The following is a 17641-nucleotide window of genomic DNA, read 5'->3' as shown; positions in this document are numbered from 1 at the left end:
CTGAAGGCCCTCTAGCGGGCGCCATCAGAATTGCGCCCGCAGCTCGACGCCCACCTGACGCGGGGTCCCGAACGACCCTGCGCGAGCTCCAAACCCATCAACGGCGAGCATCGAGGTCCAGTAGCCCTTGTCGAACAGATTATTGGCAAACACCCTCACCCGGTAGGCTTGGTCTGGGCTGTCCCAGATTAGGTTGGCGTTGACGATCGCATAGGCGGCTTGGGATTCTTCCGAACGATTGAACTCTCGGAAGTAGATCTTGGATCGCGCCGTGATGTCCGCGCGCGCTGTAAGGCGGCCAGACTCGGTTTCGTCGGTCCGATAGGCGACGCCGATGTTTCCGGAGACCTTCGGCGAGTTGGCGAGATAGCGACCCTTGAGGTTCTGAGGGCCCAAGGTCGCGTTCAGGGAATCGGTATTGCTGAAGGAGCCGAACGTCGCCTCGAGCAGCGCAAGGCTGCCGTTGAGCGACCAGTGATCGTCCGGGCTCCAGACAGTTTCCAGTTCAAGCCCCTTGACCCGGGCGGAGGCCGCGTTGGTGATCCTCCCGGAGATCCCCACCACCTGGGTGAGCTGGAAGTCGGAATAGTCGTACCAGAACGCCGAGGCGTTCAGGGTCAGCCGATTGTCGAGGAACCGTCCCTTGAAGCCGCCCTCGTAGGAGGTGATGTCCTCCGGATTGAAGGCGTTGTTGCAGCCCGAGAAGTTGACGCCGCCCGATTTGAAGCCCGTTGAGGTGGTCGCATAGATGTTCTTGTTGTCGGACAGCTCGTACTGGCCGCCCAGACGATAGGTCAGGGAGTCCCATTCCAGCTCGTCGCGCTGGATCGGACAGGTCTCCAAAAGCGCCGCCCCCGTGAGCATGTTGCCGACATAGTTGCGGTGGATGACCGTCGTCTTGTCACTCGAGTAGCGCAGTCCCCCGATCAGGCGGAGCCGATCGCTGAGCCGCCAGGTGACGTCGCCGAAACCGGCATAGGCCTCGGTATGATACCTGGGCATGTTCTGGACCAGGTAGAAGTTCGGGGGCAGGGGGGTGAAGCCCAGCTTGAAGGCGTAGTAGGTCGTCTGAGCATGCTTGTCGTTCATGTAGTAGAGCCCGCCCACCCAATCGAATGGGCCGGTCGTGCCGGAGATGTCGACCTCCTGGGAAAAGGTGCTGGAGTTCTCGTCGGCGTGGGCGTCGACCACCGCGAGATCCACACCATCCCGGTCCATGTCCCACTTGTTGTCCATCCGCTGGTAGGCGGTAATCGACTTCACATCGAAGCCGTCGAGCCGCCAGTTCAGGGTGGCGCTGAGGGAGGAGAAATCCCTCTCGCTGTCTGTGGGCCCCTTGGCGCTGGTCCGCCAGTACTGAAGCGGCACATTGGCGTTGACGATATAGGGATTGAGCGCCACGCCGGCCGCGCTCGGCGGGCTGGTAAGCACATAATAGTCGCCCGCCCCGCCTCCGCGGAAGGCGTTGAAGTTCAGGTCCAGATCGAGGTGGTCGGTCAAATCGACGCCCACCCGCAGACGCCCAGCCAGGGTGTCGACTGTGTCGAGATCGGCTCCGCCGGCGACATTCTTCACGAAGCCGGTTTCACGCCGATTGTAGTCGATAGCCAAGCGCGTGCGGACCCGATTGTTGATCGGTAGGTTGAGGGCGCTTTGGAGGCGATACTCGTCATAGGTGGCGTAGCTGGCTTGGACGTAACCGCCGAACTCGGCGGTGGGGGCCTGGGTGATGAAGTTCACCGCTCCGCCATTGGCATTGCGGCCATAGAGGGTTCCCTGCGGCCCTCGGAGCACCTCGACCCTGTCGAGGTCGGACTGGCCGACCACCATGGGGGTGTTCCGCGGCTGGTAGACCCCGTCGATGTTGATGGCGACACCCGGCTGGCCGACGCTGCGCCCCACGCCGCGGATGGCGATCTGAGTGACCCCGAGGCTTCTGCCCAGGGTTAGGCTCGGAACCGCGAACTGCAGCGTGCCGACATCGGTGATGCCGCGTTGCTGCATGATCGCCTGATTGACGGCGGTGATGGCGGCCGGAACCTGCTGCACGGACTCCGAGCGACGCTGCGCGGTGACGATCACCTCGTCGAGCGCAGAGGGCGCCTCCTGCGCGACGGCCACGCCGGCCAGGCAGCTCGAGGCCAGCAGCGCCGACAGGTGAAGATGCGGGCGCCAAGCGCCCTGCGGAATTAGTGTGGACTTGGTTTGCACGACGACGTTTCCCCCAGTTTTATCGTTGGGGGGACCTAACCGTCGCGACCGGCCGACTAGAAGGTCAGGACAAGACGCCCTGGGGGGACCAATTCGGACATCGGCGCCGGGCCTAGAGCTCCATCTTGCGGGTCAGGGCGTGAATGCGCGATCTCACCGCCTCATCCGAGGTGCGCGGAGCCCGGGCCCCGGCTCGGCGAATCTGAGCGGGCGTTCGACCCACACGATTGCGCAGGAAACGCCGGAAACTGCGTTCCTCCGCATAGCCAAGCTGGGCTCCGATCTCATCAATCGGCACGTCAGTCGTCTGCAGCAGCCGCGTGGCGACGTCGACCAGCGCATCGGCCCGAAGATCGCGAAAGGTCGCACCGTACTCGGCCTTGATGCGGCGGCTCATTTGGCGTTCGCCGACACCCTGATCGAAGGCGTCGTCCAACCTCAGTCCAGCGGGCGTCTCGAACCGGCTGAAGACGGAGCGAAGGCCCGTCTGAGCATGCGGCCGGACATCGTCGTCCATCCAGAAGCGAAGGGCCTCCCACACCGGCTCCTCGACGTCCTCCACCTGTCGCCGCCACTGGAGGCAGGCGCGGGGCAACAGGAGCGAGCTGACCTCTCCCCGGGTAAGCGGCGCGCCGGCGGCCCAGTGTACCCGGTGCGCCGAAGGATGGTCGAGCCGAGCCACGGTGGCCGCCACCACCGGCAGCCGCCGCCCCACGAACCAGCTCATGAAGGCGTAGAGCGCGTTGAACCAAATCTCCTCAAGCACCTCGCAGCGCGCCTCGTCGCGACCTTCCGCACGAAGGGAGACTTCCACGAAATCGCCGCGAGACTCGATGCGCATGCGGAGCACCGAAGAACAGGTCGTGAAGTAGCGGGTGAGCACCCCGAGAGCGGACCCCAGAGTCGAGGTGCTGAGCATGGTCCGAAGGCCCAGGGAGGCGAAACCGTGGTTCAGACGCCCGGCCCCAAGGGCGTGAGCCTCGTCCCCGGTCATATCGATGCTGTTGAGCATCAGCAGGGTGTGTTGGTCGGAGGTGACAAAGGTCGCGTCAGGCGCCACGAGCGACCGGCTGAGCAGGGTGTCCAGATCCAGCCCGCCGAGCACAAGCGCACCTGCGCCCCGGGCGCCCGCGAGCAGAGGTATCCTGGCCCTTGTCGGACTGGCGTCCACGTGTCTCCCCCAGAGGCGCAGCCTGTGCTCTCGCCCGCGGGAAAACATTTCAGGCTTGGCGATTGCCGTCAAACACGGGAACATGACCACCTTCCCTGCCCTCCAACGTCAGATGCCATCCAAACAGTTCCGACGCCGGCCGAGATAGCCGCTGTGCCCCATCAATGGACATGGGCCCGGAGCGTCAGCCTATCGAGCGCTCGGGAATGGCGCTGCTAGCGAAGCCCCAGACGATCGGCCAAGCCGATGCGCTGCAGCTTGCCCGTAGGACCCTTGGGAAGCTCATCTAAGAACATGATGCGGCCGGGAACCTTGAACGCCGCCAAGCGCCGCGCCACAAATGCAACGATTTCGCGCTCGGTGACCATGGCCCCGGTCTGGAGAACCACAAGGGCAGCGACCGTCTCGCCAAGCAAGTCATGCGGCAGAGCAAAGGTCAGCGCCTCCGCTACAGCTGGATGGTCAAGCAATGCCTCGTCCACCTCGCGGGGCGAGATCATGATGAGGTTGGCCCCGGCATCCTGAGCGCCCCTGCGTCAGGGCCACGCCCCTAATAGTTTGAGTTCCCGATCACTTCAAACAGCATGGTTCTTCAGGGGGTCGGAAGCGGACATTCTCAAGGGCTGCGAAGCGCCCTAAGCAGAAGTCGAGCGTTCAAACCCTTCACTAGCCGCCAATTCGAACTTCGCACGCGATGGGTCGCCCAAGCCGCTCGGCACGTTTCCAGCAAGCGTCCAGGACGCGGCGGTTCTGAACCACGATGTCCTCGCCCAGACGCAGGCGTCGCCAGCTGGCGTCATCGGCCCCGCGCATCAACCGGGCCCCCGCGGCCCATCGATCCTGCCCCAGCGCCGCGGCCGCGACGCGTTCCGGAACCTTCCACCTCGCTGGAAGCGCTCGCGAGATGGGCCCGGACAGGGCCACCCACGCGAGGAGCCCGACGGCGCTCCCCGCAAGGGCGGCTTGAACCAGCCGGCGCCGTTGAGCTTCACCAGTCCGCACCAGTCCGGCAGTCTTTGTCATCAAGCTTGTAGCCTGGATCAATCCGCTAAGGGCCTGGGCCAGCTCAAGGCGCACTTCGGCGCGCGCTTCGGCCGCGTGGCTTAGAAGCTGCGACGCGACAGTCTCCGGCGTGAGAGCAAGCGCCGGGCTCTCCGCCAACTGCCCGACGTGCTCCTCAAGGCCTCCCATGGCCCTCTGGAGTTTGGCCAGGGTTGGGCCATAATCCGGCGTCGGCTCGGGCTGTTGGGCCGACAGCCCCTCGATGGCCCGTCGCAGTAACGCCACCTCGGAGCGGAGATGCTCGAAGGCGACGGTGGCGGGGTCATCGTTCATCGCTCCCATCCCCGGCCGAGTCCGCGTCCCCTCGTCGGCGGTGGTAGCTCGTGACCCAGGGCCCGCTCCCGTTCAGGTCCCTGCTTGAGCCCTATCTGGCCTTGGATCGCGGCGCCCAAGCGGTCGTGCTCGGCGCTTCGCAGCAGCGCGTGCGTTTCACCGCGGCGAGCCTGGTCAACCATCTTGGGATCGCCCCGAAGGCTGCGATCCACCGCGTCAGCCAGCCCAGGTCGGACCTCCTCCAGCATCCGGCCCGCCTGCTCGAGCGCGACGCTCTGGTGTTCGAGGACCGAGAGGCCCAGCCCCCTCATTCGCTCGGCGTCGCTCCAGGCCCGGGCGTAAGCCTGGGCTGCGGTACCGAGGTCTGAGCCAGCCTCCGGACCCGGTGCGCGCGGGCTCGGTCGGAAAGCCGCGAACAAGCCTGACCGGGGCGCCGACACGCCGCCCTCGGCGCCCGCATCCGGTGGCGCTGGCGCCTGTGCCCCATAGTCCAGCGTCGTATCCTTCGCCCGATCCCGCGACAGCGCCCGGACCAGGTCGCGGTCCTGCGCGAAGGTCTCACGGTCGTAGTGCAGGTCCGCACGCGCCCGATGCCGCGATAGCGCTACATAGGCTGCATGCCGGTCCAAATGCCCGCTGGCCAGCACGTGGGCACGATCGACGGTGACGCCCTGCGACTTGTGGATGGTCGAGGCGTAGCCGTAGTCCAGATCGGCGTAGTCCTTCAGGTCGAACGCCACGGCGCGCCCATCGTCCAGCCGCACGCTCATGTCTGTCGCCGAAACGGCGACAATCTCGCCCAAGGTGCCGTTCTTGACGCCCAGGGAGCGCTCGTTGCGCAGGAACATGACGCGGTCGCCGGCGGCGAAGTCCCGCGCGCCGCGCATGGTCGTCACGGCCTGGTCCTCGCCGAGCTGGCCGGCCTCGCGCATGCGATCGCGCGCCATGCGATTGAGCTCGGCGACATCGGCGCGCAGGTAGGCCAGCATCACCTGTGAGCTACGAGGCTCAGCGCCGCGGGCGTCGGCCCAACGCGCAACAACCGCGGCGCGCGCGGCATCCAAGTCTTCGTGCACATGCACCATGCCGGCCTGCCGATAGGCGCCCAGCGCCTCGGCCGTGCGGCCCGTGGCCAGTTGCCGGGTGGCGTCGCGTTGCCACCCCTCGCCCTGCCGCCGCACTTCGGTGAGTTCCACCGCACCGTGGCGCTCGCTGAGCGCTCGGAACGCGGCCCCCGCCTCGATCGCCTGCAGCTGTTCCGGATCGCCCACGAGCACCACCTTGGCGCCGGCGGCCTCCGCCTTGCCAAGCACACGCTCGAGCTGTCGGGATCCAACCAATCCTGCCTCGTCGATCACCAGCACATCGCGCGATGTCAGCTGGTCGCGACCGCGCTCCCAGGCATGCTCGTAGCTGGCCAGGGTGCGCGACGGGATCGCCGAGCCGCCCTCAAGACTCTCCGCGGCAATGCCGGAGAGCGCCGCGCCCTGCACCCTGAAGCCCTGCCCTTCCCAGGCCTCCCGGGCGACACCCAGCAGGGCGCTCTTGCCGGTGCCGGCATAGCCGATGACCAGGGCCAGATCCGATCCGCCGGTGACGTGGCGGACAGCCCGGGTTTGTTCGTCCGAGAGGACGAGGCCACGCCTCGCGGCAGCGAAATGGGCGAGATTTTCGCCCAAGGCCGAGACGCGATGATCCGTGCGCCGCGATAGACGATCCGCGGCCGCCGCCAGGCGCTGTTCGGTCGACAGCATCTCGCGGCTGGTGAAGCGTTCCCGGCCCTTGCCGTCGCGTCCCAGGCTGATGATCTCGGGCGCGCTTCGCACAGCCGCCAGGGCTCGATCGAACTGTTCCTTCCCATCTGTGTGCCGATGGACGAAGCGCGCCAGGTCGTGGTCGGTGAAGGTCGCCTGCTGGCGGGTGATGGCGTTCAGCGCGACGGTCGGCTCGGCGATGATCCGTTCGCCGTTGCGCAGCGCGATCTGTCGATGTTGCTCGGCGCGGGCGGAATACTCCTGGCGCCCCTCCTTCGCCGCCGCGGCGGGCCCGATCTTGCCCTGCGGCTCCAGGTCGATGCCCTGGTCCTTGAAGGATCGATGATCGACCCGGACCTCGATGCCGAGTTGCGCCAGCCTGCGGTTGACGTCGCGGCTCCAGTCGCGGCGCCACTGGCCCAGCGCATTCACACGGTTCCAGTCGCGCACCTTGGCGCCGAAGCCGTTGGGCGTGGCTTCGCGCAAGGTGAGCATGACGTGGGCATGCGGCTTGGGCTCGCCGTCCTTGCCGATGTCCCAGTGCACATTGAGGTCTGCGACCATGCCCTTGGATACGAACTCGCGCTGCACGAAGGCGCGCGCCAGCGCCAGGCCGTCCTTCTGCGAGAGCTCCTTGGGGATCGCGAATTCCACCTCGCGGGCGAGTTGGGCGTCACGCCGGTTCTCCGCCGCCTCGACCTCGTTCCACAGCGTCTGCCGGTCGGCCCATCGCTCCGGCGCGCCCTCCGGAAGCAGCACCTCGGAATGCTCGACGCCGGCCTTGTTGGAGAAGTTGTGCGAGCGGGCGATCCGCTCGTCGAACAGCTTCGAAGCCGAGCGATAGGCCGCTGCGGCCACCGCGCTTGAGCCCCGGCCGCGGCCGATGACTTTGGCCGAGAAATGGTAGATCGCCACGGTCGCCCTCCAAGCGACGCGCAACGTCGACACGACGTATAAGCGCGCACTCCGACTTTTAGGTCGTCGTGACTGGTTCCACCCATCCGTAAGTTTACGGAGTGGCCCACACACCCATAGCGGGTCAGGCTGACCGCTCCATCCACCTAAAAAAGGAGGCGTCCCGATGCGACGTCCGCGCGATCTCGACGCCGAACTCCGCGGGCTCGCGGAGAAGGCCAAGGGCCTGAAAGACCGAAAGACCCGCCAGCTCGGCGAGCTGGTGGAAGCCACCGGCGCCGACCAGGTCCCGGTCGAGGTGCTGGCCGGGGCGCTGCTGGAGGCTGCCCGCAGCGACAACGCCCAGGCCAAGGCCGCCTGGCGCGCCAGGGGCGAGGCGTTTTTTCGCCAAGGCGGCAAGGGCGTGGCGCAGGGCTCATGACCAGACGCAGCAAGGCTTTCGCGCGGCGCGCGCGGCGCTCCACCGCGCCGAACGGGTCCGCGCGCGCCATGACCACCGGAGCTGGGTGATGGAGCGCCGGGAGCGGACCCGACAGCTGATCGGGCTTGGCGGGCTGGTGCAGAAGGCGGGGCTTGTCGAGCTCACCGGCGACGATCGCGCCGCGATCTACGGGGCGTTACTGAGCCTGACCGACGGGGTGGAGCCCTTTGAGTACGCCGCGGTCACCAATCTCTGGCGACGGCGGGGCAAGCGGGCGTTCGAAGCCGAGCAGGCCGATCGGACGGCGCAGGAGGCGGCGAGAACGTCGCCCGAACCATGAGCCGCACGCTGGACCTCATGAAGTCGCTGGCTGGCGGCTTCTTCGCCGGCGTCCTGCTCGGCACGGGCTGCGTCATCGCCGTCGACGTCAGCGACGCCGTGGTCGACGAGACCCTGCGCACCATCCTGCCCAACGCCACGGGTTGGCTGGGCGCGGTTGTCGGCTTCGGCGGCTGGTGGGCGCGGGGCGAGACGCGACCGTCCGACGTGCACGGCTCGGCCAGGTTCGGGCAGGAGGCCGCCAGCACATTGACCGACCCCAACGGCTTGATCGTGGCCCGCTCTAGCCAGGGCCGGCTCATGCGCTACGGGGGCCCGGCCCACCTGCTGACCATCGCGCCCACCCGCTCGGGCAAGGGCGTGGGCGCGATCATCCCCAACCTGCTGACCGCCAACCGCTCGGTGATCTGCATCGACCCCAAGGGCGAGAACACAAGGGCCGCCTTCCGCGCGCGGGCCGCCTTCGGACCCGTCCACGTGCTCGACCCGTTCGGGCTCACCGCGCGGCGGAGCGCGGCGTTCAATCCCCTGGCCCATCTCGACCCGTGGTCGCAGGACCTGGCGGAGGACGCCGCGCTGATCGCCGAGACCTTGGTCTATGACCCGCCTGGCCAGGTGGGTGAGGCGCACTGGAACGAGGAGGCCAAGGCGCTGATCGCCGGGCTGATCCTGCACGTGGTCGCCACCGAACCACCCGCCTCTCGCTCGCTCGCCAAGGTGCGCGAGATCCTGACCACCGCGCCGAAGGACTTCGAGGCGCGGCTGGAGGCCATGCAAACAAGCGGCGCGGCGGGCGGACTTGTCGCCCGCGCCGCCAACCGCCATCTGGGCAAGAGCGACCGCGAGGCGACCGGGGTGCTCTCCTCGGCCCAGCGCCACACCCACTTCCTGGACAGTCCGCGGATGGTCTCCGTGCTCGGCCGTTCGGACTTCGGCTTCGCCGACCTCAAGGCCCGCGCGACGACGATCTTTCTGGTGCTGCCGCCCGACCGGCTGGCCACCCATGCGCGCTGGCTGCGGCTGATGGTGGGCCAGGCGATCAACGCCCTGGCGCGCCAGCCCACGCCTCAGGCCGCGACGCCGGTGCTGTTCCTGCTGGACGAGTTCGCCGCGCTGGGACGGCTGGAAGCCATCGAGCGCGGCTTCGGACTGATGGCGGGCTACGGCCTGCAGCTCTGGGCGATCCTGCAGGACATCCACCAGCTCAGGAGTCTCTATGGGCAGAGCGCCGGCACCTTCCTCTCCAACGCCGGCCTGATCCAGATCTTCAACGTCGCCGACATCGACACCGCGAGCTGGGTCTCACGCACGCTCGGCACGGCGACTGAGAGCTATGAGACCACCTCGACCAGCGTCTCGACCTCGCCGACCCAGCCGGGCTCGACCCATGGGTCGTCGACCAGCCCGCACCATGTGGCGCGGCCGCTGATGACGCCCGACGAGGTGATGCGGGTCAACCATGACCGGCTGTTGCTGCTGCGGCCCGGCCAAGAGCCCCTGGCCCCCTGGAAGGTGCGCTATTACCGCGACCCGGAATTCCAGGGGCTGTTCGATGCCTGACCGCACCAGCCCGGCCGCCCTCACGGCGACGCTCTTGTCAGACACCCCGACGCGGGCGACACAAAGATGATGCGGACCGATCTCGATCACCTGCCCGACGCCAAGCGACGCGAGCTCGTGCGCGTGGTGCAGATCCTGTTCGAGGAATTCGAGGCGGCCACCGAGACCAAGAGCCACGCCCACCGCCGCAACGGCCAGATCCTCAAGATCATTCTCTACGGATCGCACGCCCGCGGCGACTGGGTGGCCGACCCGGTGGGCGGCTACTTCTCCGACTACGACCTGCTGGTGGTGGTCGACCACGAGGACCTCACCGACGTCCAGGACTACTGGGCCAAGGCCGACGAGCGCCTCACCCGCGAAGTCACCATCGCCAGGCGCGTCTCCGCCCCGGTCAACTTCATCGTCCACAGCCTGGCCGACGTGAACAAGAAGCTCCGACTCGGCCGCTACTTCTTCATCGACATCCTGCGCGACGGCATCGCCCTCTACGAGAGCCAGGGCCACCCCTTCGACACGCCCGAAAAGCTCTCACCGGAAGCCGCATTGGCTGAGGCGCAGGGGTACTTTGATGAGTGGTGTTCAAGCGCAGAGGCCTTCGCGCGTGGTGCTGATTTCTACATCTCGAACGGTCGTCCTAAAGAGGCCGCCTTTAGCCTCCACCAAGCGACTGAGCGGCTCTACGCGTGCCTACTATTGGTCCTCACGCTCTACAGTCCCAAATCCCACAAGCTCAATTTCCTGCGGTCGCAGGCTGAGCAGCTTGCGCCGACACTGGCTGCTGCTTGGCCGAGGGCTACAAAGTTCGAACAGCGGTGTTTTGAGCTTCTTCGGCGCGCCTATGTCGATGCGCGATACTCGCCTCACTACAAGATCACGGCCGAGGAATTGGCTTGGATAAGCGGGCGTGTGGCCGCTCTGCAGAGTTTGGTGCTAGCGGCCTCCCAGGAACGTCTGGCGGCGTTGCACGCGGCGGCTTGAGGTCCGCTCTAAGCGGTCGTGCGGAACGTCCGCTTCAAATGGGCAGGCGTGGCCGTGCAGGCCGGGCGGAACGGCCGGAGCGGGATCGCCCAACCTGCACAAGCTCAGGGGCCTTGCTTCCGCGTCACCATGGCGAGCGCGGAAGGCTGGGGAGACCAGTCGCCCAGCGCCGGAAGGCGGCACGCACCCAGACGGCCGCGAGGCGCGGCCCCCTTACGGACGGGACCTGGGCGGAACCGAGAGCGAAGCGATCACGTCAGAGCCTATCCTTGCAAAGACTTGGGCGAATGCGAGATGGTTGTGGACGACCTGCAAGTCAACGCACGCGGCCGGGATGGGCCGCACGGTGCTTTCCATCCGCATCTGGTGCGGCCGCCGGTCGGCGACCACCACATCTAGCAACTATGGTTACCCACAGAGGCGAATCGTGTAAGCTGGGTGATAGGTTAATTTTTGCTTTGCGGCGAGCTCCGACTCGGCCGATACCTGCCGTGTCGGGGTCGGCGGGCAAACCTAACCTGCTCCCTAGAAATCAAAATCGCGCGAGTCAAATGGCTGTGCGCGTCGACCAAGCATTCGCGGGCCGTAGTGCGCGTAACAGCCGAATGGCTGCTGATCGAAGAGGCGACCGCGCAGACTTGCCGGTACCGGCGGCCGCCTCCCCACTTCAACCGACTCGCTGAGCCGGTCGAACGATCCTTAGGCGGCGTGCGTCCGACGCACAACCGTCAGAACGGTCGATCGACCGCCGTTGGCGAGCCTGCCCAAGAGGCGAGCCATGAGCCACAACTGGAACCATGAGCGGGCGACCGCTCACATCTCGAAAAAGTTGAAGGAAGTGAGCGCGGTCGAGATCCTCGACTACAAGCGCGACACCTCGCTTGAGAACATCCCGGTCAATCGGGCCTATCGCGTGATGGCGGCGCATCTCTACGCCGACATCCTCAATCTAGACGAGATGCTGAACGTCACCGATGTGGAGGGGGTGACCTGCCATAGGCGGACCCTGCGCTTCCTCAACCTTCACTATCGCGCGGCGGCGCGCATCTTGGCGCAAAGCGATATTCGCCGCGTCGACTTCCATAACCAGCGCCTGCACGGCCTAGTCGCCAAGCCCTATGGGGATGAGCAGGAAGCCACTCGAGTTCACCGGGCCGTGGCCACGGCGCAGCTGCTCATCGACGTCCTGGCCGAAACCGGGGACGACGACGAGCAGATCCCGAACGCCCTCGTTCGGGTTGGCATCGACACGGGCGAGGCGCTCGCCGTCAACAATGGCCGGCGGGGCGGACGGGAGCCCCTCTTCCTCGGCGAACCGGCGAACATGGCGGCGAAGTTCGCGGCGGGCGGCACGAAGGGCATCTTCCTCACCGCGGCGGCGCGTGCAGCCATCGGCCTCAAGGCGGTGAGCGATCCGAAGTCCACGGCGCTGACGACCGCCGACGTGGCGGCTTCCCAGGAGGCTGCGCAGCTCAGCTGCGACAAGGATCAGATTGTCCGCCAGTGGCGCGACGACCTTGCGGCCAACCCGATCGGGGCCTTCGAATTTTCCGGCCACACCCCGCCGCTCAGCGGCCTCGACATCTCGGCGCTGACGCCGAAGAACTCGCGACGGCAGGACGCGCTGTCGCTCTATGCGGACCTGGACGGGTTCACTGCGTTCGTCAATCGCCATGTCGCCGACCGCCCCGGTGACGTGATCAAGACCCTGCACGTCATTCGCGCTGAGATGGACCGGGTGCTCACCACGGACTTCGGCGGCCGTAAGGTGCGGTTCATTGGCGACTGCGCCCATGGTCTGCTCTGCGAGGGCACAGCCCAGACCACCGACGCCGCGGAGACCGTCAGCACTGGCATCCTTTGCGCCGGCGCGCTGCGCTCCAGCTTCGAGCTTTCTCTTGAGGCGTTGGAGGAGGCTGACATCGACATCGAAGGCCTGGGACTGCAGATCGGCATGGACTACGGGCCGGTGACGATCACCCGGCTCGGCTTGCACGGGGATCGGGTGCGCTGTTCCGTGAGCCGTGCCGTCCGAAGCTCCGAGGCCGAGCAGCTCCGCTGCGGCGCAGAGGAGACGGCCCTCGGCCAGGAAGCATTCGACAACGGCCGGCAGGCGGTCCGCGACCTCTTCGGCGACACCCGAAAGGTCGCCAACCTCGACTACAACGAGGCCGTGGAGGGATTGGCCGAACGCGAGGACGCCACCGCCAGCGCGGCGAAGGCGGCGGCGTTCAGCGTGGCGGCGCCGGCCGTGGCGCGGTCTACGCGCGTTGAGGTCAAGCCCTATGCCCAGGCGAAATGATGCGCGCCTGGGCGCCGCAGAGCTGATCGCGGCCGAGGCCGAGGCGCACGAGGCCTCGGTGCTGGCCTGCGCTGACGGCCAGTTGCTGCTTGGCCTTCGGCTTCGGCGCGTCGATGGGTTCATTGCGCGGTACACGCTGAAGGTCGACGCCCGCGCGCCGCAGGTTTCCGCGCGCGAGGAGGCGCCAGATCGCCTCCCGGCGTTCTGCCCCGAGCGCCACATCAATGACGATGGCTCCTTCTGCATGACCTGGCAGGCGGCCGAACAGCTGCTGGTCACCGATACGGAGAGCGCCGTCCGCTGGTGGGGCACGTTGCTGCAGTATCTTCGCCTGCAGGAACGCGCCACGCGGCTCGGGCGATGGCCAAACCACTCCGCCTGGGCGCACGGCGACGCCGCCCGGCATCAATTGATCGCCGAGGCCTCCGCTCGCGGACTAACGGCGTCCTTTGAAGAGGCTCTCAAACGGCGCGCGCTCACCGCCATCACCTCGCGCAGAGGCTCCGGTCGCTTCCTGGAGCTGCGCCGCGAGGGTCGCCGAATTCTGTCGGTGTGGGTCGAGGGCCAACGCATCGCGACGCGGCGACAGGCCTGCCTCTGCGGCTCAGGGCGCCCGATGGGCTGGTGCGGCGCTCACGCGAGAGAGGCCGCGGCTCTAACGAAGGCCCTGTGGGATTGGCAGAAGGCCGAGGAGGCGTTCTGGCGAACCTTCAAGGACCGCACCTGCTGCGGCTCGGTAGCCGGCTGCCCCCTGGCGGGAAGGGCGGCCCCGGCTCTCGTCCGGCGAAGAAGCGCCCCTGCCCCACGGCTACGCGCTGACCCGCCGGAGCGGCGCCCCACGGCCGCGGCGAGACGTCGCCAGATGAACCGGACCACCCCATCCCTGCGGCCCTCGGCGGAGGCTGGCGGCCTCTAAGAGGCCGACGACTTATCGGAGAAGATCATGATCGAACGTTTTCAAGGCGGCCAAGGGAGCCGGCGCCTACTTGAGGTCCTCGCGGGCCAGAAGCTGCTGGGGGCGGAGAAGACCCTGGTGAGCGAAGTCGCCGAACGAGGCGAGCTGGTCGAGTATCCCGCAGGCTCGGTCATCATCGAACAGGGAGATGTGACGAACGACGTCTTCCTGCTTGTGGCGGGAACCTGCAACGTAGTCGTCAATGGCCGCCAGGTGGCTGTCCGCGGGCCTGGCGACCACGTCGGCGAGATGGCCGCCATCCAGTCGGCGCAACCCCGGGCGGCGACCGTGATCGCCAACGAAACGGTTGTCGTCGTCAAGCTCTCAGAGGAGGCCTTCGCCGATATCGGCGGTCGCCACCCCTTCGTCTACAAGGCGATCGCCCAGGAGCTCGCCCGACGCCTCCTCCATCGGAACACCACCATCGGGGCGTTCCGCGAGAAGGTGCGGGTGTTCATCATCAGCTCGGTGGAGGCGCTGCCAATCGCGCGAATCCTAGAAAACGCGTTCGAACATGACGCCTTCAGCGTCGAACTCTGGAACGAGGGCTGCTTCAAGGTCGCCAACTACACCCTCGACGACCTCGAGGCCGCGGTCGACAATTCCGACTTCGCGATCGCCATCGCCCATGCCGACGACGTGACCGAGAGTCGATCCGAGAACTGGCCAGCCCCGCGCGACAACGTCATCTTCGAACTCGGCCTGTTCATGGGCCGACTTGGCCGGACCCGCGCGATCCTCATGGAGCCGCGGGAAAAGGACCTGAAGTTGCCCAGCGACCTCGCTGGGGTCACGACAATCGCCTACCAGTTCGAGAAGGGCGGCGAGAACGCCCGACTGATGGGACCGGCCTGCAACAAGCTCCGGGAGCACATCAAGCGGCATGGCGCCAACAACGGTTAGCCGAGGGAGCCCACCTCGAGGCGCCTTGGCGCTGACCCCGACCGGAAACCTTAGTCGCCACGGGTTTCCACCCCGCCATGGCGCTCCGGCAGCGCCTCTACCCGGGCGCACGCCGTCTCCAAGAGCTGGCGGTCGTCCGCGAACGACGCCGCAGCGGTGACCGGCGCCCGGGTAAGCGTGGCTCCTGCTCAGTCCCTCGCCTCCCGCGCCTGGTTGGCAGGCGCCGAGCATCCGTTTCGCCGTACGGCGCGCCGGCTGTAGCGTTGGCAGCGTCTCGTGATTGGGTTGAACCTAGCCTTGCGTTGGTGGGTTTTGGCCGGGTTGCGGCACTCGTCAGCAGTTTGTTTAGCGACGAGCCCCATATGATGATGCTCAACGTGCCGTGGCTTCGAGGCTTGATGTGCCTGAGGCGAGGTCTTAGGTTTGCGCTATCAAGGGCGGGACTCTTAGACGCTCTGGAAGGACCGGGTATGCTGGAATACGGACGGAGCTATCTTGAGGAGAACAAGCGCTCCTACGACGCTCTGGCGCGCACGCTCGATCCAGAAGCTGTTCAGGTCGCGCTGACTATCTTCCCCATGCAGTCAGACGAGGACGAACGCCAGGCGGAACCGAACCTGGTCGCGGCCTGACTTAGTCGGACCATCCCTCGGCTGGCCATCGGCCGCCTAGAACCACGCTCGCTTCATAGCTGGACGTGTCGATGCTGACCGGACTTAGCCCCGTCAGCCGCCAAGACTGCGCTACGTTCCGGTCCGAGCGCCCGTCGAGGGTATGCTCGGTCAAAGGGGTGGGCTGTAAGGTCAGACACATGGCCTGTGCGTCCACCGGCATATCGATCTCGACGGTCCTTCCAGAGTCGTCCCGCCAAAGACCTACCTTTCGTGACTTCGGGAACTGACCCGTATCGTTGGCCCGCTCTATGAGCCCCAGCGACGTGAACGTCAGCACCGAGGATCCAGGATCATCCGCAAGAACCGTGGCGTACCGACCGGACCAGCGATCTTTGAGCTGCGCGCTGTCCATTAGAAGGGCAAACAGCAGGTTAGGGCCGATCCCGCGAACCAGTTCCTGGCAGGGGTCATGGCGCGCCAGGTCTTCACAAATGAGAGTTGTCACAGTGGCCTCGCCCCGGATGGTGAAGATGTCCAAACTGCGGCTCAGAATATCGATCTTTTCCCACCATCCCCGGTTAGCGTCTAAGGACGCGCCGAGGGCATAGGTCTCAATCTGACTGCGGTCTAGCCGCCAGCGGTGATGCTTCTCCCGGACTGAGGTTGTGTAGGTCTTGTCTTGTCCGCCATTGGGAGCGAACTGCGCCATCGCGGCGAAATTGCCTTCGCGCGGCGTCTCGCCATCAACTGCCGCATCGAATAGCCCCGAAACCAGGAGTTCAAACCCATCCCTGCGCGATAAGTGGCCTGCAATGCTCAGGAAAGCCCTATGGCTCAACGCGAGCTCGGGGAAGACGAGACAGTGAACCTCGCCCACATCGCGGGCCGCGCGGTCTAGGACCGCGTCCAGAAATCGCAAGAAGGCCGGCATTCCTTCATCGACAGATTTCTCGTCACTCCCCGGACACCAGTGAGGAGTGACACGAAACCAACCCCAGTTCGGTTGATCGGCTTCTGAGCCGCCGAACGCCGTAGCGCGGATCCGGAAAGGCAACGGAACCGTCACAACGTTGAAAGCGGCTGGCGACGCACTCTCGGCCGGCCCTTCCAGGGAAAGGGCCGCTGATGGCACCCAGTAGGCCTTTGCCAGGCCTCGCGGCGGCAAGAGCGAGAGGTGATGCGACAGGGATCGTAAGGTGCATCCAACGCGAGGTGTTCGGCTCTTGGGCAAAACGCAGACGTGATCCGGGTCCGCCGCAGAGAGTGTCTGCACCTTATGACCACGACTGATCAGACCGCGCATCGCGAGCTCGGCCGATGCGGCCTGGGCTGACTTCGCTGTGCCGATGTCGAAGCCAATGTTGAGGGCGGCCTCGTCGGCCATCGCCATCAGCGCGAGGGCCGGTCGCCACCAGGCGGGAGGCTCCCCTGACAGGGGGATCGACTTATATACGGGAGCGAGCGGATTGGCCCACAGCTCCTTCCATGCGTCCAGAAGCGGTTTTGGGTGCGGCAACAGCGTGCGCTCACCATCTCCGCGCCAGTCGCCACCAGCAATGATCCACCGGTCACGTTCGACCTCGCTTACAGTGATCGTTCGCGCGCCCGGTACGCCACCGATCTCTGGTGAAATGTGATGATAGGCTCCACTCCTCAGGAGCAATGACGCCGCAATAGCGAATAGGTCGGCAGCAAGTATGGGCGGTTGGCGAAGGTCAAGCCGTCTGGATGGCATTTGGGGCGAGCGCCCCTGTCGCGCCGCATCGATCGCGCGTCTGTACTGGGGATAGGTGATGTAGCCGCGAGGAAAGATCGTCCGGGCGAGCTGCGAAATGTCCATTGACGCACCTAAATCCGGTTTGTGAGCCAGCGCAACTTGCACGAGAAGGCCTCCGTGCTGGCATCAACTTCCACTCGCCGCAGGGCGGCTTGAACTCCTCACCCAAGGGGACCTTGCGCGTCCGGCGGGAGTCACCCGTAGTGCCGAGCCCCTCGGTTCCAGTCCCTCTCATCGACGGGACTCGAAAGCCGCCAATCGCTTGTGGGCCACGCTCCGCGCTCTGACGCAGAGCGGACCCTTTGAAGATCGCCTACCCGCCCAAGGCTAACCGTCCGACTCCCTCCGCCCCAAAGGATTGGAACATTCGACACCGACGTCTACGGGGCGTTGCGGGGTGTCC

Annotated in this window: 14 protein-coding genes; 8 read left to right on the top strand and 6 right to left on the bottom strand. The window is 66.3% G+C overall.

Going from position 1 to position 17641, the window contains the following annotated elements:
- Window positions 1-24: 24 nt before the first annotated feature.
- The 5 genes from M9M90_RS07070 to traA form a co-directional block, all read right to left on the bottom strand.
- Window positions 25-2211, bottom strand: a complete 2187-nt coding sequence (locus M9M90_RS07070) for a TonB-dependent receptor (protein ID WP_254836461.1) — start codon at window positions 2209-2211, stop codon at window positions 25-27.
- A 112-nt stretch (window positions 2212-2323) separates the two neighbouring features.
- Entirely contained in the window at window positions 2324-3382 is a 1059-nt protein-coding gene (locus M9M90_RS07065; protein WP_254836460.1) for an AraC family transcriptional regulator, read from the bottom strand.
- A 215-nt stretch (window positions 3383-3597) separates the two neighbouring features.
- Entirely contained in the window at window positions 3598-3882 is a 285-nt protein-coding gene (locus M9M90_RS07060) for a hypothetical protein (protein WP_254836459.1), read from the bottom strand.
- 166 nt (window positions 3883-4048) lie between these two features.
- Window positions 4049-4717, bottom strand: a complete 669-nt coding sequence (locus tag M9M90_RS07055) for a DUF6118 family protein (protein WP_254836458.1) — start codon at window positions 4715-4717, stop codon at window positions 4049-4051.
- Window positions 4714-7386: a Ti-type conjugative transfer relaxase TraA gene (gene traA / locus M9M90_RS07050; protein WP_254836457.1), complete on the bottom strand. Its 2673-nt coding sequence runs from the start codon at window positions 7384-7386 to the stop codon at window positions 4714-4716. Before traA ends, M9M90_RS07055 begins: the two co-directional genes overlap by 4 nt.
- A gap of 166 nt (window positions 7387-7552) precedes the next feature.
- On the opposite strand from traA, the gene M9M90_RS07045 reads away from it, so the two are divergent.
- The 8 genes from M9M90_RS07045 (at window position 7553) to M9M90_RS07010 (ending at window position 15479) form a co-directional block, all read left to right on the top strand.
- Window positions 7553-7807: a conjugal transfer protein TraD gene (locus M9M90_RS07045; RefSeq protein ID WP_254836456.1), complete on the top strand. Its 255-nt coding sequence runs from the start codon at window positions 7553-7555 to the stop codon at window positions 7805-7807.
- Window positions 7808-7895: 88 nt separating this feature from the next.
- Window positions 7896-8147, top strand: a complete 252-nt coding sequence (locus M9M90_RS07040) for a conjugal transfer protein TraD (RefSeq protein WP_254836455.1) — start codon at window positions 7896-7898, stop codon at window positions 8145-8147.
- Window positions 8144-9706 carry a type IV secretory system conjugative DNA transfer family protein gene (locus M9M90_RS07035; protein WP_254836454.1) on the top strand — a complete coding sequence of 521 codons (1563 nt, stop codon included), beginning with the start codon at window positions 8144-8146 and terminating at the stop codon, window positions 9704-9706. Before M9M90_RS07040 ends, M9M90_RS07035 begins: the two co-directional genes overlap by 4 nt.
- 66 nt (window positions 9707-9772) lie before the next feature.
- Entirely contained in the window at window positions 9773-10687 is a 915-nt protein-coding gene (locus M9M90_RS07030; protein ID WP_371876905.1) for a HEPN domain-containing protein, read from the top strand.
- Between the two features lie 778 nt (window positions 10688-11465).
- On the top strand, window positions 11466-12989 hold the full coding sequence (locus tag M9M90_RS07025; RefSeq protein WP_254836453.1) for an adenylate/guanylate cyclase domain-containing protein: 1524 nt from the start codon (window positions 11466-11468) through the stop codon (window positions 12987-12989).
- Entirely contained in the window at window positions 12973-13905 is a 933-nt protein-coding gene (locus M9M90_RS07020; protein ID WP_254836452.1) for an E2 domain-containing protein, read from the top strand. Before M9M90_RS07025 ends, M9M90_RS07020 begins: the two co-directional genes overlap by 17 nt.
- Window positions 13906-13932: 27 nt before the next feature.
- Window positions 13933-14847 (top strand): TIR domain-containing protein, encoded by a 915-nt coding sequence (locus M9M90_RS07015; RefSeq protein ID WP_254836451.1) that lies wholly within the window; start codon window positions 13933-13935, stop codon window positions 14845-14847.
- A 470-nt stretch (window positions 14848-15317) separates the two neighbouring features.
- Complete coding sequence (locus M9M90_RS07010; protein ID WP_254836450.1) at window positions 15318-15479, top strand: hypothetical protein; 162 nt, start codon at window positions 15318-15320, stop codon at window positions 15477-15479.
- 1 nt (window position 15480) lies between these two features.
- On the opposite strand, the gene M9M90_RS07005 is transcribed toward M9M90_RS07010, so the two are convergent.
- A complete protein-coding gene (locus tag M9M90_RS07005) occupies window positions 15481-17343 on the bottom strand; it encodes a hypothetical protein (protein ID WP_254836449.1) in 1863 nt (620 codons plus the stop codon).
- Window positions 17344-17641: the final 298 nt, after the last annotated feature.

It is taken from the genome of Phenylobacterium sp. LH3H17, from assembly GCF_024298925.1.
Lineage (GTDB): Bacteria > Pseudomonadota > Alphaproteobacteria > Caulobacterales > Caulobacteraceae > Phenylobacterium.
The sequence above is the reverse complement of the archived record's forward strand: the minus strand, read 5'-3'. Positions and strand labels throughout refer to the sequence as shown.

Coding starts and splice junctions, on each gene's coding strand:
- M9M90_RS07060 (WP_254836459.1), bottom strand. CDS start 3,882: ATGATCTCGCCCCGCGAGGTGGACGAGGCATTGCTTGACCATCCAGCT.
- M9M90_RS07055 (WP_254836458.1), bottom strand. CDS start 4,717: ATGAACGATGACCCCGCCACCGTCGCCTTCGAGCATCTCCGCTCCGAG.
- M9M90_RS07045 (WP_254836456.1), top strand. CDS start 7,553: ATGCGACGTCCGCGCGATCTCGACGCCGAACTCCGCGGGCTCGCGGAG.
- M9M90_RS07040 (WP_254836455.1), top strand. CDS start 7,896: ATGGAGCGCCGGGAGCGGACCCGACAGCTGATCGGGCTTGGCGGGCTG.
- M9M90_RS07035 (WP_254836454.1), top strand. CDS start 8,144: ATGAGCCGCACGCTGGACCTCATGAAGTCGCTGGCTGGCGGCTTCTTC.
- M9M90_RS07030 (WP_371876905.1), top strand. CDS start 9,773: ATGATGCGGACCGATCTCGATCACCTGCCCGACGCCAAGCGACGCGAG.
- M9M90_RS07025 (WP_254836453.1), top strand. CDS start 11,466: ATGAGCCACAACTGGAACCATGAGCGGGCGACCGCTCACATCTCGAAA.
- M9M90_RS07020 (WP_254836452.1), top strand. CDS start 12,973: ATGCCCAGGCGAAATGATGCGCGCCTGGGCGCCGCAGAGCTGATCGCG.
- M9M90_RS07015 (WP_254836451.1), top strand. CDS start 13,933: ATGATCGAACGTTTTCAAGGCGGCCAAGGGAGCCGGCGCCTACTTGAG.
- M9M90_RS07010 (WP_254836450.1), top strand. CDS start 15,318: ATGCTGGAATACGGACGGAGCTATCTTGAGGAGAACAAGCGCTCCTAC.